23 protein-coding genes are annotated in these 19,298 nt (G+C 77.2%); 7 read left to right on the top strand and 16 right to left on the bottom strand.

What is annotated here, in order from left to right; genetic code table 11:
* Window positions 1-54 precede the first annotated feature (54 nt).
* The 8 genes from ACI8AC_RS04650 to ACI8AC_RS04615 all read right to left on the bottom strand — a co-directional run bounded on the left by ACI8AC_RS04650 (window position 55) and on the right by ACI8AC_RS04615 (window position 6,421).
* Complete coding sequence (locus ACI8AC_RS04650; protein WP_456895663.1) at window positions 55-297, bottom strand: hypothetical protein; 243 nt, start codon at window positions 295-297, stop codon at window positions 55-57.
* A gap of 194 nt (window positions 298-491) precedes the next feature.
* Window positions 492-1,040: a hypothetical protein gene (locus tag ACI8AC_RS04645; protein WP_456895661.1), complete on the bottom strand. Its 549-nt coding sequence runs from the start codon at window positions 1,038-1,040 to the stop codon at window positions 492-494.
* A gap of 231 nt (window positions 1,041-1,271) precedes the next feature.
* On the bottom strand, window positions 1,272-1,865 hold the full coding sequence (locus ACI8AC_RS04640; protein ID WP_456895659.1) for a carboxymuconolactone decarboxylase family protein: 594 nt from the start codon (window positions 1,863-1,865) through the stop codon (window positions 1,272-1,274).
* Window positions 1,866-1,932: 67 nt separating this feature from the next.
* Entirely contained in the window at window positions 1,933-3,177 is a 1,245-nt protein-coding gene (locus tag ACI8AC_RS04635) for a glycosyltransferase (RefSeq protein WP_456895657.1), read from the bottom strand.
* A 1-nt stretch (window position 3,178) separates the two neighbouring features.
* Window positions 3,179-4,273 (bottom strand): zinc-dependent alcohol dehydrogenase, encoded by a 1,095-nt coding sequence (locus ACI8AC_RS04630; RefSeq protein WP_456895655.1) that lies wholly within the window; start codon window positions 4,271-4,273, stop codon window positions 3,179-3,181.
* Window positions 4,270-5,220 carry a Gfo/Idh/MocA family protein gene (locus ACI8AC_RS04625; RefSeq protein ID WP_456895653.1) on the bottom strand — a complete coding sequence of 317 codons (951 nt, stop codon included), beginning with the start codon at window positions 5,218-5,220 and terminating at the stop codon, window positions 4,270-4,272. Before ACI8AC_RS04625 ends, ACI8AC_RS04630 begins: the two co-directional genes overlap by 4 nt.
* A 17-nt stretch (window positions 5,221-5,237) precedes the next feature.
* Window positions 5,238-5,630 carry a TIGR02588 family protein gene (locus ACI8AC_RS04620; protein ID WP_456895651.1) on the bottom strand — a complete coding sequence of 131 codons (393 nt, stop codon included), beginning with the start codon at window positions 5,628-5,630 and terminating at the stop codon, window positions 5,238-5,240.
* An 8-nt stretch (window positions 5,631-5,638) separates the two neighbouring features.
* A complete protein-coding gene (locus tag ACI8AC_RS04615; RefSeq protein ID WP_456895649.1) occupies window positions 5,639-6,421 on the bottom strand; it encodes a TIGR02587 family membrane protein in 783 nt (260 codons plus the stop codon).
* A gap of 225 nt (window positions 6,422-6,646) precedes the next feature.
* Here ACI8AC_RS04615 and ACI8AC_RS04610 point away from each other — a divergent pair, with 225 nt between their 5' ends.
* The 5 genes from ACI8AC_RS04610 to folP all read left to right on the top strand — a co-directional run bounded on the left by ACI8AC_RS04610 (window position 6,647) and on the right by folP (window position 9,486).
* Window positions 6,647-7,858 (top strand): zinc-dependent alcohol dehydrogenase, encoded by a 1,212-nt coding sequence (locus tag ACI8AC_RS04610; protein ID WP_456895647.1) that lies wholly within the window; start codon window positions 6,647-6,649, stop codon window positions 7,856-7,858.
* Between the two features lie 91 nt (window positions 7,859-7,949).
* Window positions 7,950-8,258, top strand: coding sequence for a DUF2795 domain-containing protein (locus ACI8AC_RS04605; protein ID WP_456895645.1), 309 nt, complete (start codon window positions 7,950-7,952; stop codon window positions 8,256-8,258).
* Window positions 8,259-8,270: 12 nt separating this feature from the next.
* A complete protein-coding gene (locus ACI8AC_RS04600; RefSeq protein WP_456895643.1) occupies window positions 8,271-8,453 on the top strand; it encodes a hypothetical protein in 183 nt (60 codons plus the stop codon).
* A gap of 23 nt (window positions 8,454-8,476) precedes the next feature.
* Window positions 8,477-8,638 carry a zinc ribbon-containing protein gene (locus tag ACI8AC_RS04595; protein WP_456895641.1) on the top strand — a complete coding sequence of 54 codons (162 nt, stop codon included), beginning with the start codon at window positions 8,477-8,479 and terminating at the stop codon, window positions 8,636-8,638.
* The gene (folP, locus tag ACI8AC_RS04590) at window positions 8,578-9,486 is read left to right on the top strand and encodes a dihydropteroate synthase (protein WP_456895639.1); all 909 of its coding nucleotides are present in this window, start codon (window positions 8,578-8,580) and stop codon (window positions 9,484-9,486) included. The genes ACI8AC_RS04595 and folP overlap by 61 nt, the downstream gene beginning before the upstream one ends.
* A gap of 50 nt (window positions 9,487-9,536) precedes the next feature.
* On the opposite strand, the gene ACI8AC_RS04585 is transcribed toward folP, so the two are convergent.
* The 5 genes from ACI8AC_RS04585 to ACI8AC_RS04565 all read right to left on the bottom strand — a co-directional run bounded on the left by ACI8AC_RS04585 (window position 9,537) and on the right by ACI8AC_RS04565 (window position 13,981).
* Window positions 9,537-10,169 carry a dienelactone hydrolase family protein gene (locus ACI8AC_RS04585; RefSeq protein WP_456895637.1) on the bottom strand — a complete coding sequence of 211 codons (633 nt, stop codon included), beginning with the start codon at window positions 10,167-10,169 and terminating at the stop codon, window positions 9,537-9,539.
* A gap of 31 nt (window positions 10,170-10,200) precedes the next feature.
* Window positions 10,201-11,493, bottom strand: coding sequence for an erythromycin esterase family protein (locus tag ACI8AC_RS04580; RefSeq protein WP_456895635.1), 1,293 nt, complete (start codon window positions 11,491-11,493; stop codon window positions 10,201-10,203).
* A 182-nt stretch (window positions 11,494-11,675) separates the two neighbouring features.
* Entirely contained in the window at window positions 11,676-13,019 is a 1,344-nt protein-coding gene (locus tag ACI8AC_RS04575; RefSeq protein WP_456895633.1) for a hypothetical protein, read from the bottom strand.
* 1 nt (window position 13,020) lies between these two features.
* A complete protein-coding gene (locus tag ACI8AC_RS04570; protein WP_456895631.1) occupies window positions 13,021-13,788 on the bottom strand; it encodes an alpha/beta fold hydrolase in 768 nt (255 codons plus the stop codon).
* A 43-nt stretch (window positions 13,789-13,831) separates the two neighbouring features.
* The gene (locus ACI8AC_RS04565; protein ID WP_456895629.1) at window positions 13,832-13,981 is read right to left on the bottom strand and encodes a hypothetical protein; all 150 of its coding nucleotides are present in this window, start codon (window positions 13,979-13,981) and stop codon (window positions 13,832-13,834) included.
* A gap of 193 nt (window positions 13,982-14,174) precedes the next feature.
* On the opposite strand from ACI8AC_RS04565, the gene ACI8AC_RS04560 reads away from it, so the two are divergent.
* Complete coding sequence (locus ACI8AC_RS04560; protein WP_456895627.1) at window positions 14,175-14,483, top strand: DUF3040 domain-containing protein; 309 nt, start codon at window positions 14,175-14,177, stop codon at window positions 14,481-14,483.
* On the opposite strand, the gene ACI8AC_RS04555 is transcribed toward ACI8AC_RS04560, so the two are convergent.
* Complete coding sequence (locus ACI8AC_RS04555; RefSeq protein WP_456895625.1) at window positions 14,462-15,157, bottom strand: winged helix-turn-helix domain-containing protein; 696 nt, start codon at window positions 15,155-15,157, stop codon at window positions 14,462-14,464. The two genes, ACI8AC_RS04560 and ACI8AC_RS04555, sit on opposite strands and share 22 nt — an antisense overlap.
* A gap of 89 nt (window positions 15,158-15,246) precedes the next feature.
* Window positions 15,247-16,806: a B12-binding domain-containing radical SAM protein gene (locus tag ACI8AC_RS04550; protein ID WP_456895623.1), complete on the bottom strand. Its 1,560-nt coding sequence runs from the start codon at window positions 16,804-16,806 to the stop codon at window positions 15,247-15,249.
* 303 nt (window positions 16,807-17,109) lie between these two features.
* Here ACI8AC_RS04550 and ACI8AC_RS04545 point away from each other — a divergent pair, with 303 nt between their 5' ends.
* A complete protein-coding gene (locus ACI8AC_RS04545; protein WP_456895621.1) occupies window positions 17,110-18,423 on the top strand; it encodes a glycosyltransferase in 1,314 nt (437 codons plus the stop codon).
* Here the strand turns inward: ACI8AC_RS04545 and ACI8AC_RS04540 are convergent.
* On the bottom strand, window positions 18,353-19,255 hold the full coding sequence (locus tag ACI8AC_RS04540; protein WP_456895619.1) for a DMT family transporter: 903 nt from the start codon (window positions 19,253-19,255) through the stop codon (window positions 18,353-18,355). The genes ACI8AC_RS04545 and ACI8AC_RS04540 overlap by 71 nt on opposite strands.
* Between the last annotated feature and the right edge of the window lie 43 nt (window positions 19,256-19,298).

Genomic DNA, 19,298 nt, shown 5'->3' with positions numbered 1-19,298 from the left:
CGCCCCGCACCGGTACGCGCGGTCGTCCTCCCCCGCTTGGCGCCTCGCTCACGGTCAGCAGGGCGGGGGGTCGGTGGTGGCGGTCAGGCCGCTGGGGGTGGTGACGGCGAGGGTGCCGTCCCGGTGCTGGGTGTGGGTCCAGCCCGGGGCCTGGTGCTTGCCGCGGTGGTGGGTGGTGCAGTAGCCGGCCAGGTCGGCCGCGGCGGTGGGCCCGTCGGGCCAGGCGCGGGTGTGGTCCAGCTCCCCGCCCACCGGAGCGACCGGAGGTGCGGCGACCGGGTCGACGACGGATGGCATGCATCGATCATGCGTTCGAACGAGCGTCACGGGAATCGGCTGTGGGCGAAGGAAACCCGACGGTCACGGACGCACGAGAAGGCCCACCCGAGGGGTCGACCCGGGGTACCGCGGCCTCCTCGCCGGCCACCTCCTCGTTGTCGAGCCTGTCTCGACATGAGGCACGAGACGCCCGGGCCCCTGGAGGGAGCAGTTCAGGAGGGAGGCTCGGTCGCGGTGCCCTCGTCGTCCCGGTGCCGGCTGCGGCGAGGCGCGTGCGGGCGCAGCGCGTGCAGCCCGGGCACGTGCCGCGTGCGTCCACCGGACCGGTGCACGGCGCGGTCGGCGACCCGCGGCAGGTGCAGGTGGGGCATCGCCAGACGAGGTGCGGACAGGTGGGGCATGTGCAGGTGGGGCATGTGCAGGTGGGGCATGTGCAGGGGGCGCATGTGGAGGCGGGGTGCGCGGAGCCGCGGCCGGCGCAGGTGCGGGACGCGCACCCGCCGCCCGGGCCCGTGCGGGCGGACGAGCCGCCCGGTGGCGCCCGGCCCGACGAGACGCCGGGCGGCCTCGGGGAGGCCGCCGCGGAGCCGCGCCCGCAGTCGGCCCGGTCGCCCCGGCGACGGTTCGGCGCCCGCCCCGGTCCTCGCGGTCCCGCGGCCACGGCGGTCCAGCTCCCAGCGGGCGGTCACGCTCCGCCCCAACCACACGACCAGCGCCGTGGCCAGCACGAACCCGACAGCGGTGGTGATCGCCCAGCCCATGACGGCCCCTCCCCTGAGGCCGCCGCGCGAGCACGGTTCCCCCGGCGTCCGCGGCGATGGGACCACTGTCCCGCCGGCCGGGTTCCGGCACAAGTCCGTCCGCGGTGCTGGGCGGACGCCCCCGGTCGACATCGGGCGCCGCCACGGCTCCCAGGAGGCACGAAACGCGTCCCCCCGGTTGGCGAGGCGGCCACGGGAACCCGTCCCGCCGCTGCCCGGAGCCCGCCGTCCTCAGGGGGCGGCGTGCTTGCCGGCGTCCCAGCCCGCGGGCTGCAGGTGCTGCCCCGCCCAGGCCAGGGGCGAGCGTTCCAGCTGCGTGGCCAGGGTGTCGTTCCACCGGTTGAGGAACCCGAAGTTGGCGACGACGGCGACGATCTCGACGACCTGGTCGTCGTCGAAGTGCCGGCGCAGCTCCTCGACGTCCTCGTCGGTGACCGCGTTCGGGGTGACGCCGGCGCCGCGGGCCACCCGGAGCGCCGCCCGCTCGGCCGGGGTGAACAGCGGGCTCGTCTCGAACTCCCAGACGGCCGCCAGCTTGCGGGGGTCCGCACCGCGCCGCTCGCCGACGTGCGCGGTGTGCGCCTGGCAGTAGGCGCACCCGGCGGCGCCCGAGACGACGGTCGCGACCATCTGCTTGAGCGGCCCGCCGACGGTGCCGTCGGCCATGACGGCGGCGTTGAGGTGGGCGAAGGCCTGCATCACCTCGGGCCGTCGCGCCATGGTGAGGGTGCTGTTGGGGAGCACCCCGAGCGCGGCCTCGACCGTCCGGAACGTCTCCTCGTACTCGGGCAGCGACTCACGTGGCAGCGGTTCGATCCTGGGCACGACCGGCCTCCTCGAGATGCCTTAGCGCTAAGGTGAACGAGCGTACGGGACCGCACCGCGGAACCGGTCAGGGGATCTCAGGACCCTCCGGTGAGCGGGAGGTCGGCGCCGCGGCCACCCGCCGGTACACCTCCACCAGCGCGGTCACGTGGGCCTGCGGGTCGTGCCGCGACCGCACCCGCTCCCAGCCGGCCCGACCCATCCGAACGGCCTCCCCCGGCGCCGACACCACCCGCGCCAGGGCCGAGGCCAGGGCCGCCACGTCGCCCGGCGGGACGAGGAGCCCGGTACGGCCGTCGTCCACCAGCTCGGGGATGCCACCGATCGCCGAGGCGACCACGGGAACCCCGAGCGCTGCGGCCTCGAGCACCGCCATGGGGCAGTTCTCCTCCCACAGCGCCGGCAGCACCGCCACCGTCGCGCCGGCCAGCTCGGCACGCACCCCCGCCGGGGGCCGCGGCCCGAGGACGTCGACCGGCAGACCCTCCCGTGCGACCCGCGCGGCCACCTCCCCGGCCACCCGTCCCGAGCCGGCCAGCCGCACCCGCACCCCGCGGGGCAGGGACGCCGCGGCCGAGAGCAGCACGTCCACCCCCTTCTCCGCCACCAGTCGCGAGGCGAGGAGGACCACGGGCGGCCCGGGCGGCAGCGGGCGCGGGGCGGGCGCAGCCATGACCGGGTTCGGCAGCACCTCGACCCGCCGCACCCCGCCGGCCTCGACGCGCCGGCGCAGGTGCGCGCTGGGTGCGAGGAAGAGGTCCACGCCGTCCCACAGGCCGCGCGCCCGGGAGGCGTACGCATCGGCCGCGGCCGCCACCGACCGCCACCGCGACCCCTCCAGGCAGCGGTGCCGCACCACCTGCCAGTAGCCGCCCGGGAGGCACCGGGTGCAGACGGCACCGCCGGTGAACAGCCGGTAGTTCGGGCAGACGGGCTTGTAGTCGTGCAGGGTCATCACCGTCGGCACGCCGCGCCGGCGCAGCGCGTCGAGCACCGAGACGGTGAGCCGCTCGAAGACGTGGTGCACGTGCGCGACGTCCGGGCGCACCTCGTCGACCACCCGGGCCAGCGCCCGGTAGGTGCGCGGGGACCACGTCCCGGCCCACGCCTCCCCGAAGCGGGTCCGGGCCCCGGCGCCGGCCGCCCCGGGCAGCGCGGCGCGCACCGGCGTCGGCAGCGTCCGCTCCTCGGCCACCGCGAACGGCACCACCTCGTGGCCGGCCGCGCGCAGGAGGTCCGCGGTCAGCACGGCCATCGTCTCCGCCCCGCCGGGCCCCTCGGTCCAGTGGTTGGCGACGAGCAGGACCCGCACGTCAGGCCGGGTCGAAGCGGAGGACGGCCTGCAGCGGCGGGGCGGGCAGCCGGCGACCGGCGAGGTCGGCCAGCAGGGCCGGCCCGTCGGTGAACGGCAGCACGTCGGTCACCACGTGCGCCCGGACGTCGGCCCCGCGGGCGCGGAGCAGGTCCAGCGTCACCTCGGCCAGCGCGGTCCGCGGCCAGGCCCCGGCCATCCCGCGCGGCACGCGGCCGATCTGCGCGCAGACCAGCGCCAGGCCGTTGTGGTGGAACTCCTCGCCGAGCCGCACCGCCTCGGCGCCGGCCTGGTAGAAGCCGAGGTCGACCACGGTCCCCTGCGGCCGCAGCGCCTTCAGGGCGGTGGCCAGCGCGGCGTCGTGCCCCCGGCACTGCAGGACGACGTCGGCGCCGGCGTCCCCCCGCCCGTGCCGCCAGCGCTCCTTGACCCCCAGCCACGCGTCGCCGGGCACGGTCGCGAACCCGAGCGCCTCCGCCACGGCGCGCCGGGCGGGGGACGGCTCGGCGACGACGACCTCCGCGGCACCGTGCCGGACGGCGAGCAGGGCCGAGAGCAGGCCGATGACCCCGGCCCCGGTGACCAGCACGCAGCGGTCCCGGACCCCGGCGTCGACGCCCGCGGCCGGCCCCGCCGCCCCCGCTGCGGCGTGCAGGAGGCCGTTGACGCAGATCGGCCCCATCTGGGCGAGGTAGACCCCGAGCAGCGGGTCGAGGTCGTCGGGCACCGGGATCACCGGGGTCGCCCCCGGGTCGGCGCAGCGGCCGGTGCGGTGCCCGTAGGCCATGGCCACCCGGGTGCCCTCCGCCAGCCCCGGCGCGCGGCTCCCGGTGACCAGCCCGACCTCCATGTACCCGAGCCCGCGCACCGGGTAGCCGGCCCGGGGCCCGTCGTCGCGGAAGGCCCGCAGCTCGCCGTCCCACGAGAGCTGGTGGTGCGGGTCGGTGCCGCGCACGAGGGCGACCTCCGTGCCGGCGCTCACGCCGCTCCACTCGGTGGCCACCCACGCCTGCCCGGGCCCGGGGTCCGGCTCCTCGTCGTCCAGCAGCGCCGGCTGCCCCGGGGCCACCACGCCGATCGTGCGCACCGCCCTCACAGCCGCACCTCCCCGCCGTCGGCGGCCGCCGTCGCGACCGCGACCGCCAGCCGGTGGGTCGCCAGCGCGTCGGCGTAGGTCGCGCGGACGCCGTCCCCCTCGCCGCGCACCGCGGCGACGAAGGCGGCGTCCTCGACCTCGATCGGGTCGACCGCGCGCTCGACCACCCGCTCCCCCTCGGCGTCGGAGACGGTCACCTGGTGCTCGGTGAGCCACAGCCCCAGCCCCGGCGCGACGACCTCCAGGCCGATGCGGAAGCCGCGGGGCAGCAGGCAGCTGTGGGCGAAGGAGCCCACCGCGCCCGAGGCGAAGCGCAGCGACGCGGTCCCGACGTCCTGGATGTCGCCGGGCCCGTCCGGCGACCGCGCGCCGGTGGCCCAGCCGCCCTCGACCTCGCCGGCCAGCACCCGGGCGAGGTCGAGCAGGTGGGTCAGCTGCTCCACCACCTGCCCGCCGGAGCCGTCCTGCCGGCCCCACCACTCGACCCGGGGGGCCTTGTCCAGCCAGGCGCCGAGCACCAGGCGGGCGGGCGCCCCGGCCAGCAGCCGCCGGGCGAGGTCCACGGTGTCCAGGTAGCGCCAGTGGTAGCCGACCGCGGTGGGCAGCCCGGCCGCGGCCACCCGGCCGGCCAGCCGCTCGGCGGTGGCGAGGTCGCGGGCCGGCGGCTTCTCGACGAACAGCGGCAGGCCGAGGTCGAGGACGGCCTCCTCCACCGCCCCGTGCGCGTGCGGCGGCACGCACACGTAGACCGCGTCGAGCCCGCCGGCGTCGAGCAGCCGTTCCCAGCGGTCGTGGGCCGCCCCGCCGGCGCGCGCGGCGAGCACCTCGGCACGGTCGGTGCGGGGGTCGGCCACCCCGGCGACCTCGACGCCGTCCAGGGCGGTCAGGGAGTCGACGTGCCGGCCGGCGATGAACCCGCCGCCCACGATTCCGATGCGGGTGGTCACCGCGCCGTCCTCCCCGCTCAGGGCAGCACGTAACCGTCGACGGCGACCCGGAGATCGCCGTCCCGCGGGTCCTCGCCGAACAGCAGCGCGCCCTGGCGCCGGCTGCCCGGCGCGACGTAGTCCACGGTCGCGGCCGCCTCGTCGACGACCGAGCCCTCCCGGATCAGCTCTCCGGAGACCTCCACCTGCTCGGCCGTCCCGCCCCCGGAGTTGCGCACCTCGTAGCCGACCGAGAAGCCCGCGGGGGCCGGCGAGATCCCCGTGACGACGACGACCAGCCGCGGGCCGCCCTCCCGGGCCACCAGGCCGTCCCAGAGCAGGAAGGCCAGCAGCCCGAGCACCAGAACCAGACCCAGGGCGCCGACGACGTACTCGCCGGGCGACGTCCCGCCCTGCTCCCCCCCGTCCACGTCCCTCCTCACAGGACCAGCCGCGCGGCGGCGGCGCCCAGGCTGGCCGGGACGGCGAGGACGACCGACCGCGTCAGGGCCACCGAGGCGTCCACCCCGTCGAAGCGGCCGAACGTCCACAGCAGGTAGGCCGAGACCGCCAGCGCGACCGCGTAGCCGACCGTGGTCAGCAGCAGGAAGGCGCGCAGCGCCCCGCCCTCCACCGCCTCCTGCCCCTTGAACCCGACCCGGTACACGAAGCCGTGCATGAGCAGCAGGCTCAGCGCCACCACGACGGCGCACAGCAACGGCCCCGCCGTGGCGGCGAGCAGCACGACCTCCTCGGTCGGCGCGATGTTGGCCGCGAGCACCACCGCCCCCGCGGCCATCAGCAGGACCTCGGTGCCGTAGCCGCTGGCCTCCGGGCGGCGGCTGCCGGCCCCCAGCTGGCTGCGCGCGAAGGAGGCGCCCACGGCGGCCGGGAGGGTCTCGATGGCCACGATCGACAGCGCCCCCGGCCAGTCGGTCCACGGGACGACGACCCCGAACGCGGTCATGGCCACCGCGGCGACCACCGCGGCCATCACCAGCGCGACCCCGGCGTCGGCGAGGTAGTCCCGGCGGCGCAGGCCGTTCGCGCCGGCGCCGAAGAGCCGGCTCAGGAACACCACCAGGACGACGGTGGCCGCCACCAGCAGGGCCAGCCGGTACCGCGGGATGGACAGCCCGAGCTGCCACACCTCCATCGTCATGAACAGCGGCAGCGCGAACAGCAGCGCACCGCCGGCCGCCCGGCCCGCGCTCACGCCCACGTCCGGCTCGTGCCCTCGCGCGCGGCCCGTGCCCGCGTCCGTCGTCCCCGCCATCGCACCTCCCGCCGCCCCTACGCCTACCGCAGCGGCCGCCCGGCCGCCGGTTGGGCGGAGCACGACCGGGTAGGCCACGACCACGGGACGGGCGTCCCCCGGCGCGGACGCCGGACGCCCTCCGGTCGAGAGCAGGCCGACCCGGTACCGCATCCCCACGAGGAGGAACCGATGAAGGCCGTCGTGTGGCACGGGGTGGGCGACATCCGCCTCGACGAGGTCCCCGACCCGGCGATCCAGGACCCGACCGACGCGGTCGTGGAGATCACCGCGAGCGCGATCTGCGGCACCGACCTGCACTTCGTGCGCGGCACGATGTCCGGCATGGTCGAGGGCACGATCCTCGGCCACGAGGCCGTCGGGGTGGTCCGCGAGACCGGCCCCGGCGTGCGCAACCTGCGCCCCGGCGACCGCGTGGTCATCCCCTCCACCGTCGCCTGCGGCACCTGCTCCTACTGCCGGGCGGGCTACTACGCGCAGTGCGACAACGCCAACCCCAACGGCCCGTCGGCGGGCACCTGCTTCTTCGGCGGGCCGCAGGTGACCGGCCCGGTCGACGGCCTGCAGGCAACCTACGCCCGGATCCCCTTCGCCCACGTCGGCCCGGTCTGGCTGCCCGAGTCGGTGAGCGACGACGCGGCGATCCTGCTGTCGGACATCTACCCGACCGCCTGGTTCGGCGCCCGGCTGGCCGAGGTCGGGAAGGGCGACACGGTGCTCGTGCTCGGCGCCGGGCCGGTCGGCCAGTTCGCCGTGACCAGCGCCTTCCAGCAGGGCGCCGGTCGCGTGCTCGTGGTGGACGGCGTGGCCTCCCGGCTGGACCAGGCGCGGGCGCGCGGCGCGGAGGCCGTCGACTTCAACGCCGAGGACCCGGTACCCGTCGTCCAGGAGCTCACCGGCGGCATCGGCGCCGACCGGGTCATCGACGCCGTCGGCGTGGACGCCCAGCGGCCGAAGTCGGGCCCCGCGGCCGAGGCGGCCGAGCAGCAGGTCCAGCAGTTCGAGCAGGAGCGCGACCAGGTCGCCCCCGAGCAGGACCCGCACGGCCGCACCTGGGTGCCCGGCGATGCGCCCAGCCAGTCGCTGCAGTGGGCCGTCGAGGCGGTCGCCAAGGCCGGCAGCATCGGGATCATCGGCGTCTACCCGCCGCAGATGACGAGCTTCCCGACCGGCGCGGCGATGAACAAGAACCTGACCGTGAAGATGGGCAACTGCAACCACCGGCGCTACATCCCGGAGCTGCTCGACCTCGTCCGCACCGGCGCCGTCGACCCCTCCACGGTGCTCACCCAGGTCGAGGACATGCCCACCGTGCTGGAGGCATACGAGACCTTCGACCGCCGCGAGTCGGGCTGGACGAAGGTCGCGGTCGACCCGCACTGACCGCGTCCGGGGGCGTATCCGGCGCCGGCGCCGGGTACGCCCCTCGCACGCGCGGAGCCCACGCGCGGCCACGGAGCGAGAGGACACCACCGTGGCGGACGCGGTCACCGCGGACGAGGTCATGGGTCACCTGACCGACGAGGACCACCCGGCGGGCAAGGACCCCCTCCTGGCCGACGCGCAGCGGCGCGGTGCCGGCGCGGAGGTCCTGAAGGCCATCCGGGCCGTCCCGCCGGTCGACTACCGCAGCAGGGACGAGGTGGTCCGGTCGCTGCGGCTGGACCCGGCCCCCCACCAGGAGCCCGGGCAGCAGGCGCGGGCGGCGCCGCCAGGGGTCAGCCAGGCCAGCCGGGCCCCCCAGGAGGACCGGGTGGCCGAAGCGCAGCGGTGCGGCGGCTGATCGGGGGCGGACGTGCGGATCGCCCGCAGCCACGTCGTCCAGGTGCTCCGCGCCGCCGGCAAGGCGGACCAGGCCGAGCGGGCCGAGCGGGAGCTGGGCGTCGAGGTGGACACCGAGGACGACGCCGACCTGCTCCGCGACCTGGGCATCGACCCCGGCAACCGCGGGCAGGGCGGTGGCCTGGCCGTGCGTTGACGACGTGACCGGAGGGAGGACCCATGGCGGCCCACGCCGGGGAGAAGGCGCAGAAGACCGGGGACTTCTACTGCGCGCACTGCAGCGAGAAGGTCCACGTCACCCAGGGGGACGAGATCCCGCCGTGCCCCAACGGGCACAAGACCTTCGAGACCCGCCGCAACGAGCCGGGCACCAAGAGCTGACCGGGCGGCGCACCGTCCTGCGCCTGGGCGAGCGCCGGTTCGACGTCGCCGAGCGGCCGGTGGTCGTCGGCATCCTCAACCGGACGCGGGACTCCTTCTCCGACCGCGGCGCGCACTTCCGCCTCGACCGGCTGCTCGCCCGTGCCGACCGGCTGGTGGCCGACGGCGCCGACGTGCTCGAGGTGGGCGCGCGCCCCGGCGGCGTGGGCGTGCGGGTGGTGGGCCCGGAGGAGGAGCGCGACCTGGCGGCCGGTGCGCTCGCCGCACTGCGGTCCCGTCTCGACGTGCCGCTGGCCGTGGACACCACCCGCGCCGTCGTCGCCGCAGCCGCCTTCGCCGAGGGTGCGGTGCTGGGCAACGACATGAGCGGCTTCCGCGACCCGGGCTACCTCCCGGCGGCCGCGGCGGCGGGCGCAGCGGTCGTGGCCACGCACATCCGCCGCCCGCCGGGGGTCCCGGACCCCGACCCGCTCCCCGGCGATCCGGTCCGCACGGTCTGCGAGCGGCTCGCCGCCCTGGTCGACGCGGCGACCGGCGCCGGTGTCGACCACGACCGGGTGGTCGTCGACCCCGGCATCGACCTGGGTGGCCCGTGGCAGCAGGCCCTCCGCCTGCTGGCCTCGCTGGAGGCGTTCACCGGGCTGAGCCGGCCGGTCCTGCTGGCGGTCTCGAACAAGCTCTTCCTCCGCCGCGCGCTGCGGCTCGGCGAGGCGCCGCCGGACGTCGCGACCGCGGCCGCCGTCGCCCTCGGGGCCGCACGCGGCGGCTCGGTCGTCCGCGTCCACGACGCCCGGACCGGCCGGCAGGCGGCCGACCTCGCCTACGCCCTCCGCGCGGCCCGGGCGTGAGCGGCCCCGATCCGCGGGTCGCCGCGCAGCTCGCGCGGCACCGCGGGCCGTCAGCCGGGTGACGGGGCCGGCAGCCAGCGGTCCAGCCACGCGACGGTCAGCTCGACGACGCGGTCCAGCGCCCCCGGCTCGCCGAACAGGTGCGTCGCCCCGGGGACGACGGCCACCTCGTGCTCGGCCGCCATCCGGGCGGCGGCGTCCCGGTTGAGCTCGAGCACCTGCTCGTCGGCGCCGCCGACCACCAGCAGCGTGGGTGCCCGCACCCGGCCCAGCGCCGCGCCGGCCAGGTCCGGCCGGCCACCCCGGGAGACCACTGCGCGGACGGCGTCCGGCCGGTCGGCGGCGGTGATGAGGGCGGCGGCCGCGCCGGTGCTGGCACCGAACGTGGCCACCGGCAGCCCGGCGGTCGCCCGGTCCGCGGCCAGCCAGTCGGCCGCCCCGGTGAGCCGCCGCGCCAGCAGCCCGATGTCGAAGCGCAGCTCCCGGGTGCGGGCGTCGACCTGCTCCTCGGCGTCGGTGAGCAGGTCCAGCAGCAGGGTGCCGTAGCCGGCGTCCCGGAGGGCACCGGCCACCTGCCGGTTGCGCGGGCTGTGCCGGCTGCTGCCGCTGCCGTGGGCGAACAGCACCACGCCGCGCGCGCCCGCCGGGACGGCGAGGTCTCCGGCCAGCGGAGCCCCCGCCACGGGGACGGTGACGGGGCGCTCCCCCGCCGGGTCAGTCCGCATCCGGGAAGGTCTCCATCTCCCCGCCCGAGGGGTGCGTGCCGTGCAGCGGGGTCAGCGCGCGGGTCTCGTCGAACCAGCAGAACGCGTCGTAGCGGCGGCCGAGCACCGTCGGCACGTAGTTCCCCCACCGCTCCGCACCGGGGTGGTAGACGACGCCGACCGCCCGGTGCGCGCGCTCCGACCGCAGCCAGCCGGGCAGCTCCGGCGGGAAGACGAACAGCGCGGCGGCGTCGGGGACGGCGTCGTGGAGCAGCGCCTCGGTGCTGCCGGGGCGGGCCGGTGGCAGCGGCATCCGCTGCACCGGTGCCCCCCAGCCGTCCCCGGCGAGGACGCTGCCGTGGTGGCTGCCGAAGCCGACGATCACCACGTCGTCCTCGCCGTACCGCTCCCGGGCGAGCTGGCCGACGTTGACCATGCCGGCGTCGGCCATGTCGGTGTACCGGGCGTCGCCGACGTGGGTGTTGTGCTCCCAGACGACCGCCTTCGCCCCGTCGCCGCGGTGCTCCAGCAGCCGGTCGAGGGTGTCGGTCATGTGGTGGTCGCGGACGTTCCACGACTCCGGCCCGCCGCGCACCATCGCCCGGTAGTAGGCCTCCGCGCCGGCGGCCACGCGGGCGTTCTGCTCGACCACGAAGGCCGCCTCCCGGTCGGGGCCGCCGTCGGCGGCAGGCCGGGCGCGCAGCTCCCGCAGCATCGTCACGACCGCGGCCTCGCAGCTGGTGGGCACCAGCCGGGTCGCCCGCGCGTAGGCCTGGGGGTCCTCGGCGTAGGGCTCGAAGCAGCGGAAGGCCTCCAGCGCCGGGTCGACGGAGCCGGGCTCGTGCTCGCGCAGGTAGCCCAGGATCGCGCGCAGGGAGTCCCACAGGCTGTAGACGTCCAGGCCGTGGAACCCGACCCGCTCCTCCGGCGGTCGCGGCGCGTTGTGCCCGCGCAGCCAGCGGGTCAGCTCGGCGACCTCCTCGTTGGCCCACATCCAGGTCGGCCACCGCTCGTACCCGCGCAGCACCTCGCGCGGGTCCGCGGCGGTCGAGGCCAGCGTCACCGAGCAGTGGACCCGGTGGCAGTCGGGCCAGTCGCCCTCGACGGCGACGAACGAGAAGCCCCGCTCGGTCACCAGCCGCCGGGTGATCGCCGTCCGCCAGGCGTAGTACTCGTGCGTGCCGTGCGAGGCCTCGCCGAGCAGGACCACCCGGGCCTCCCCGACCCGCTCCAGCAGCGGGTCGAGGTCGCCGGGGTCCCGCAGCGGCCGGGCCAGGTCGCGCACCTGCTCGTGCTCGCTCACCGCTCCTCCGCCACCTGGGTTCGGCAACTCCCGGCACCGGTCCCCGTACCCGGCCCGGGCGCCGGGACACGCCCCGGTCAGGTCGACCGGGGCGCCGGCCCGGAGACGGGCCCGAGGTCGGTGCGGGGACGTGTCGGGCACCTGGTGCACGAGGCTCGGTCCGGCCGCCCACGCGCGGCTCCTCAGCCGCGGACCACCGAGATCCCGCCCGCCTCGCGGAGGCCGGCGAGCGCGTCGTCGAGCGCCAGCGGGGTCCACGGCAGCCCGGCGTCGGGCAGCGACCGCAGAGCCGCGGCGTACCGGGCGAAGACGGCGAAGTCGGCGGGGAAGGCCCGCGGGTCCACGCCGAGCAGCCGGCCCCGGTGGCGGGCCCGTCCGGCGATGCGCTGCCAGGTGTCGGCGTCGGCGAGCCCGCGCGACCGGACCCCGTGGCTGAACAGCAGGACGTCGACGTCGTCGTAGGAGGTCCGCGCCAGGTGGTCGGCCAGCGCCCGGGCGGCGTGCTGGACGGGGAAGAAGGTCCAGAAGGGCACGGATCCGGTGGTGATCGCCCGCCACGGGTCGTGGACCACGAACGAGCTCACGAGCAGCCGCTGGCCCGCGCCGCCGCGGGCCCGGGTCCACGCCCGGAGCACGTCGGCCACCGCGGCCGCGGGGTCCTGCGGGTGCCCGTACCGCAGCTCGACGACCGGGTGGGCGGCCCGGTTCCCCCACTCGCGCAGCGCGGCCAGCAGCGGGTCGGCGAACCCCCACTCGGCCTCGGCGGCGGTCTCGTCGGGTGCCGGCGCGCCGGGGGCGTCGAGGTACTGCTCGGGGGTCATCCCGCCCTGCGCGCCGACCTGGAAGACGTGCCGGGCGCCGACCCGGGTCACCGGCCAGGTCGAGGTGTCGCGGACGACGACGACCGGCGCTCCCGGCTCCAGCCGCTCGCCCAGGAAGCGCTCGTACGCCGGTGGCAGGCCGGTCCACTTGACCCGGAAGTACGCCATCTGCGAGCCGCTGAGCGCGTCCTGGTTCGCGTCCTGCATCTGGTGCAGCTCGACCCCCGGGTTGTGCGCCAGCAGGGCGGGCCCGTGGCGCGCCCCGAACTCGAGGGCGGCGGGCATGTCCTGCGGGTCGGCTCCGCGGCGGCGCACGGGCACGAGCAGGGTCTGGGGCAGCCAGGGGATGCCGCAGGCGGCGGCCAGGTGGGTCAGCGCCCCGTTCGAGGACCCGACGAGGACCGCGGGGAAGCGGCGGTCCGGGTACGTCCGTGCCACCCAGCCGGCCACCTCGTCCAGGTCGACGTCCCCGAGCCGCCGGGCGGGGACGCCCTCGCGCCCGCTGGCGACGGCGTAGGCGCGGCAGCGCAGCGCCGGGGGCAGCAGGGCGCTGGCCCGCACGAGCGCGGCCTTCCACCGGGCCTGGCCCAGGTGGGGGAAGTCCTCCCCGTCGAGCGCCCGCGCCAGCGCGAGGAGGAGCGCGCTGGCCGAGTCGAAGGACGCGACCGCGTCCCGGGGCGCGAGGGGCCGGGCACCGCGCGGCATCTCAGCCCGCCTCGGACGCCAGCGCGCGCAGGGGGCCGGACCAGGCCTCGGGGTCCAGCCACAGGAACGCGTGCGCACCGGGCACGGTGACCACCTCGCCGTCCGCGGAGGCCGCGAGGTCGCGCACCCAGCGGTCGGTCGTCAGCCGGTCGTCCTCCGCGCGGATCACCAGCAGGGGCACGTCGAGGCGGGCGACCTGCTCCTCGATCCGGTCGGCGAGGTGCGCCCGGACCAGGTGCAGCGCCCCGGTGACGCCGGCCCGCTTCCACTCCGGGACGTGGTTCTCCTCCAGACCCGGCGAAGGCGACCGGGCGTCGAGGCGCCACCGGTACAGCAGCTTCGGCCACGGCCTCGCGACGGGGTCGATGGTCGGGCTGGCCAGCCCCACGGCCGCGACCCGGTCGGGTGCCAGCACGCCGGCCCATGCGGCCACCTGCGTGCCGCTGGAGTGACCGACCACGACGGCGCGGTCGAGCCCGGCCGCCGCCAGCCAGTGCACCACGGCCTCGCCGTAACCGCGGACGTCCAGCCGCCGCGTCGGCCGGCCGCTGCCCGCGAAACCGGGGACGTCGAACAGGTGGACCTCGGTCCACGACCCGAGCGCCGCGCAGGCCGGGAGCAGGTAGTCCGACACCGCCATGCCCTGGACGACGACCACCGGCGGGACCCCCGGCTGCCGCGCCCCGAGCACGCGGGTGCGGATCCGCCCCTCCGGCACGTCCGTGTAGCGGAGGAGCATCTCGGTGGGCAGGCGGGGCGGCTCCGGCACAGGAGAGCCGTACCCCTGGCGGCGCGGCCCACCCACCGAGGGATCAGCGCTGCGGCGCGTCGCCCTGCCCCAGGTCGTCGTCCACCGCGGTCTCCCGCTCGGTGCGGCCGGCACCGGGCGCGCCGGCGTCCTCGCCGACGCTGGCGTGCGACTCGTCGTCCCCCGGCTGCCGCCGGTCCTCGGGCTCGGTCACGGCTCCTCCTCCTGGTGTGCGTGGGTGCTGATCGGGGTTCCCCGGAACGGGCGCGGGGAACCCCGCCGGCCGGCACCGGCCGGGGGCCCGCTACGTGTTCATGACACCGCGGCGGTGTGCGTGTGGCGTCGCCCCGGGCGGGGAACCCCGGGCGCCTACGGCGCCGGGCGTGGCGGCAGAGGGGGACACGGACATGACCGAACGCGAGCAGCAGGTGCTCGACGACATCGAGCGTTCGCTGCGGTCCGACTTCCCGGAGCTCGAGCACCTCCTCCGCGGGACGGGGCACCCGGGGCCCGGGCGGCCGCCGCGGTGGCACCGCCGGGCGCTGCTCGCCGCCGTCGTCGCGGGGCTGCTCCTGGTGGTCCTGGGTGCGGCCCTGGGCTCGGCCCCGCTGGCCCTGCTCGCGGTGTGCCCGCCCGCCACCGCCGCCGTCCTGGTGCTGTGGGACCGCCGCCGGCGGCCGCGGACCGGTCGTCGTCAGGGGACCCGCAGGCGGTAGCCCGCCCCCCGCTCGGTCGCGACGAGGGCCGGGTGGCGCAGGTGCGCCCCGAGCTTGCGGCGCAGCCGGCGCACGTGGACGTCGACCAGCCGCTGGCCGACGTCGTGGTCGTACCCCCACACCCGCCGCAGCAGCTCGGCGCGGCTGAGCACCCTGCCCCCCGCGACCGCCAGCTCCCGCAGCAACCGGAACTCCGTGGGCGTGAGCGCGACGGGGACGCCGTCGAGCGTGACCGCCGCGCCCTGGGCCGACAGCGCCAGGGCGCCGGTGACCAGCGGCGGCTCGCCGGTCCGCTCCCGCCACCGGCCCACCAGCCCCCGGACCCGCGGCACCAGCTCCGCCGCCACCCGCGTCGCGGGCAGGACCGTGTCGGCACCGGCCTCCAGCCCGGCCACGACGTCCTCGCTCGACGGGGCGCCGGTGACCACGACGAGGGGCGCCGCGCTCACCCGCCGCAGGGTGCGGCACGCGGCGGGGTCCGACCGGTCGGAGACGAGGACGGTGACCTCCGCGGCCCCGCTGCGGAGGGCACCGGCACCCTCCGCCACGCCGCCGACCGCGGTGATCCGGTCCGGTCCCCCGGCGAGGGCCTGCCGCACGGCGTGCGACAGGGCGGGCGCCCCCTCGACCACGAGGACCGAGCACGGGGTGGGGGGCAGGGGCGATCGGGACACCGGAGTCCTCCGCGGCGCGTGCGGTACGGGGCGGTGGGCGTCCCCGCCCCGTCGCGGCGGTTCGGCCGGTGCTTCGACCGGCTGCCAGGTTATCCCCGCCCGCTGCCCGGCACCGCCACGGGCGCCGCTCCCACCGGGTTGTAGAAGCACTTCTCAGCGGTCCCCGCGGCGACCTCGCCGGCGAAGGTCACCAGGTGGTGGGTGACCGTGGCGATGTGCACCACCTTCTCCACCCGCCCCTGCCGCAGCAGCGGCAGCGCCATCCGCCAGAAGTCGCGCCGGTAGCCGCCCACCACCCCCAGCCGCCAGAGCACCCGCCCGAGGACCCGCACCCCCCGCCGCAGGTCGGCCGCCGAGGGCCGGCCGCGCCGGCGCGGCAGCCGGTGCGGGTAGGTCCGCGTCAGCTGGGCGGCGAACCGGGCGTACACCGCGGCCGGGGTGAACAGCTGCGCCACCACCGCCCGCCAGTCGGCCACCACCTCGTCGTAGGGCCGCAGGAACACCACGTTGGACTCCCGGTCCCCCGGGTCGGCGAGCAGCCGGTCCTCGGCCGCGAGCCGGTCCCACAGCGGCGTCCGCGGCAGGGCGTGCAGCAGGTTCACGGTCAGCATCGGGACCTGGGAGCCCGCCACGAAGCGCAGGAGGCCCGGGACCGTCCCCGCGTCGTCGGTGTCCAGGCCGAGGATGATCCCGGCGACGACCTCCAGGCCGTGGGCGTTGATCGTGGCGATCGCGTCGAGCACCGGCCGGCGCAGGTTCTGCCGCTTCCCGATCGACCGGAGCGCCGACTCGCTGGGCGACTCGACCCCGAGGAAGACCTGCGTGAACGACGCCTCGCGCATCAGCCGCAGCACGTCGGTGCGCTGGGCGAGGTTCATCGTGGCCTCGCAGGCGAACGAGACCGGGTGACCGTGCTCGCGCTGCCAGGTCACGAGCCGGTCGAGCAGTCGCCGCGCGGCCGTGGGGTCGGCGATGAGGTTGTCGTCGACGAAGTAGACCGTGCCCGGGTTCCCGCGGGCCAGCATCGCGTCGAGCTCGGCGACCACCTGGTCGGGCGTCTTGAGCCGCGCACGCCGGCCGTAGAGCGCCGGGATGTCGCAGAACTCGCAGGAGAACGGGCAGCCGCTGGAGAACTGGATGCTGCCGAGCAGGTAGTCCGACAGGTCGATCAGCTCGTAGGCCGGTGGCGGGCAGCGGTCCAGGGGACGTCGCTCGACGGTCCGGTAGACCTCCTGGCCCGCGGGCCGGCCCGGGTCGGCGTCGAGGCGCTCGACCAGCGCGTCGGTCGCGTCCCCCAGCTCCCCGACGTGCAGGAGGTCCACGTCGGGGTACAGCTCCGGGCACGCCGACACCGACGGCCCGCCCAGCACGGTGAGGACGCCGGCGGTGTGCGCCCGGGCGGTGAGCTCCTCGACCCGCGCGCGCTGCACGTGCATGGCGGTCAGGAGGAGGACCTCCGCCCAGCGCAGGTCGTCGTCCCCCACCGGGCGCACGTTCTCGTCGACGAAGCGCACGTCCCACCCCGCCGGCAGGGCGGCCGCGACGGTCAGGATGCCCTGCGGCGGCAGGAAGGCCGACACGCCCACCAGACCGAAGGCGTGGTCGAGCGTGCCGAAGGACTTCGCGTACCGGGGGAAGACGCAGAGCACCCGGCGCCGGCCCGGCCGCGCCGGAGCGGGGCGGGACGAGCGGGTCAACGGACGGCCGGCCGGCTGCCCAGCTCCTCCAGCATCCAGTCGATCATGACGGCGACGGGGCTCGCCGACGCCGGGCTCAGCAGTGCGACGCGGGGCTTGCGGCCCATGGCTTCCTCCCGACGGTGGTGGCCGCCGCCCTCCGGCGGCAGCGCGCTCGGACCGCTCCATCGAAGCACCAACCCTCCTTGACGGCCAACTGTTGCATCAGAGCAATACCGAGTGGCAGGCCACTCCCGGGAGGGCTAGGAACGGGGCATGTCCGCACGGCCGTCGCTGTCGGTCGCGGTCCTGGTGGAACTGGTCCGCACCCCCGCCTCCGGGGGGCACGTGAAGTGCTGGGAGCGCCTGGCGGAGGCCGCCACCGGCCTGCCGGGCCTGGACCTCACCGTCTACGTCCTGGGCCGACCCGGCAGGGAGGACCTGTCCCCCTCGGTCCGGTTCGCCAGCCTGCGCCCGGTCCTCGGCACCGGGGCGGTGCACCGCCTGGTCGGCGGGGTGGACGGCGCCGACCTGGCGCCCTTCCACCCCGCGCTCGCCCGGAGGCTTCCGCAGCACGACGTCTGGCACCTCACGCACACGCTGGCCTTCGGGGCGACGGCCGTGCGGCTCGCCCCCGGCTGCGGCCGCCGGCTGGTGACCTCGATCCACACCGACGTCCCCTCCCTGGTCGGGGCCTACACCACGCAGGTGGCGGGCCGGCTGCCGCCGCCGCTGCGCGGGGCCGCCGCCCGGCCGGCGGTGGCCGAGCGCGCCGCCGCGCTCGCCCGCCGGAGGCGGGACCGGCTGCTCCGCGCCTCGGCCCACCTGCTCGCCTCCAGCGACGCCGACGCCGCCGAGTTCACCGCGGCGGCCCCCGGCGTCCCGGTGACCCGCCTGCGCCGCGGGGTCGACACCGGGCTGTTCCACCCCGCCGCGGGTGACCGGGAGGACCTGACCGAGGAGCACGGCGTCCCGCCGGGGGTGCCGCTGGTGCTCTTCGCCGGCCGGGTCGACGCCTCCAAGGGCGCCCCCCTCGTCGCCTCCGCCGTCGCGCGGCTGCGGGACGGCGGCACACCGGCGCACCTGGTCCTCGCCGGGGACGGCGCCGCGGTCCCTGGCGTGCGGCGGCTGCTCGGGCCGGCCGTGACCCACCTGGGGCACCTGCCGCAGGCCGAGCTCGCGCGCGTCTACGCCGCCTGCGACGTCCTGGCCTTCCCCTCGCGCAGCGAGACGGTCGGCAACGTGGTGGCCGAGGCCATGGCCGCCGGCCTGCCGGTCCTGCTGGCGGCCGGGAGCCGCACCGCCCAGTGGCTGGCCGCGCCCGGCCGGGACGGTGTGCTCGTCCCCGGGGACGAGCCGCGGTCCTGGGCGGGCGCACTGGCGCCGTTGCTGGCCGACGCAGCCCGCCGCCGCGACCTGGGGGTGCGGGCCCGGCGCACCGTGGAGGCCCGGGCCCCCTCCTGGGCCGACGTCGTCCGGGAGGACCTCCTCCCGGTGTGGCGCCGCGCGGCGACCCCGGTCAGCCGTCCGTCCCGGCCCCTTGCCGCCCCTGCTGCTCCTGCTCCTCCTCCGCCTGCATCCGCCGGGTGAGCGGTGAGGTGTCGAGCACCACGATCCCGGCCACCGCGACCAGCGCGCCCAGCGCGGCCAGCGCGTGCCGGCCGGCCCCGCCGGCGAGCTCCTCGCCGAACAGGACCAGACCGATCGTCACCGCGACCGTGGGCTCGACCGCGTCGATGACCGGCATGCTCGCCGCGAGGGGGCCGCTGTTGTAGGCGCTCTGGATGAGCCACAGGCCCCCGATGCTGGCCACCACGAGCAGGTAGGTCTGCCAGTGGGCGAACAGGCCCCAGAACCCGTCGCCGAGCCGCTCGATGGTGAGGTCGTACAGCGCCGACTGGGTACCCATGACCGCCGCGCCCGCCAGGGCGAACACCGAGGCCCGCAGCGGCCCGCGCCCCACGCGGGTCAGCAGCAGGGCCGCGACGACCAGGGCGCCCACCACGCCCAGCAGCACCAGCCAGTCGCCGAGCGGAGCACGCGGGTCCCCCTCGCTCGGTGCCGCGGCGAGGATGGCCAGCGCCAGGCCACCGGCGACCGCGGCCGAACCCGCCCAGTCCCGCGGCTGCATGCGCTCGTCGTTGAGCCGCGCGGCGATCGGCAGCGCGAACACCAGCTCCATGACGATGAGCGGCTGCACGAGCGACAGGGGCCCGAAGGCCAGGGCCAGCGCCTGGAAGCCGTAGGAGAGGAACGCCAGGCCGATGCCGGCGAGCCACATGGGCTGGCGGGCCAGGTCGGCCATCAGCCGCGCCGAGCCCGCCTCCCCCCGGGTGCGGGTGCGCGCGGCGCGCTGCTGCAGCAGACCGGCGGCGGCGAAGCAGGCGCCCGCGGCCAGGGCGGCGAGGACGGCGACGAGCACGGCGGGCTCCTACCGATCTGACGATTGGTTGACGACATCTGTT

The sequence above is a fragment of the Geodermatophilus sp. SYSU D00758 genome (genome assembly GCF_054049955.1).
This window is presented reverse-complemented; position numbering and strand designations above follow the sequence as displayed.

What these genes read in the sequence shown, in the direction of transcription:
- ACI8AC_RS04560 (WP_456895627.1), top strand. Translation starts at nt 14,175, where the DNA reads ATGACCGAACGCGAGCAGCAGGTGCTCGACGACATCGAGCGTTCGCTG.
- ACI8AC_RS04645 (WP_456895661.1), bottom strand. Translation starts at nt 1,040, where the DNA reads ATGGGCTGGGCGATCACCACCGCTGTCGGGTTCGTGCTGGCCACGGCG.
- ACI8AC_RS04595 (WP_456895641.1), top strand. Translation starts at nt 8,477, where the DNA reads ATGGCGGCCCACGCCGGGGAGAAGGCGCAGAAGACCGGGGACTTCTAC.
- ACI8AC_RS04610 (WP_456895647.1), top strand. Translation starts at nt 6,647, where the DNA reads ATGAAGGCCGTCGTGTGGCACGGGGTGGGCGACATCCGCCTCGACGAG.
- ACI8AC_RS04545 (WP_456895621.1), top strand. Translation starts at nt 17,110, where the DNA reads ATGTCCGCACGGCCGTCGCTGTCGGTCGCGGTCCTGGTGGAACTGGTC.
- ACI8AC_RS04575 (WP_456895633.1), bottom strand. Translation starts at nt 13,019, where the DNA reads ATGCCGCGCGGTGCCCGGCCCCTCGCGCCCCGGGACGCGGTCGCGTCC.
- ACI8AC_RS04650 (WP_456895663.1), bottom strand. Translation starts at nt 297, where the DNA reads ATGCCATCCGTCGTCGACCCGGTCGCCGCACCTCCGGTCGCTCCGGTG.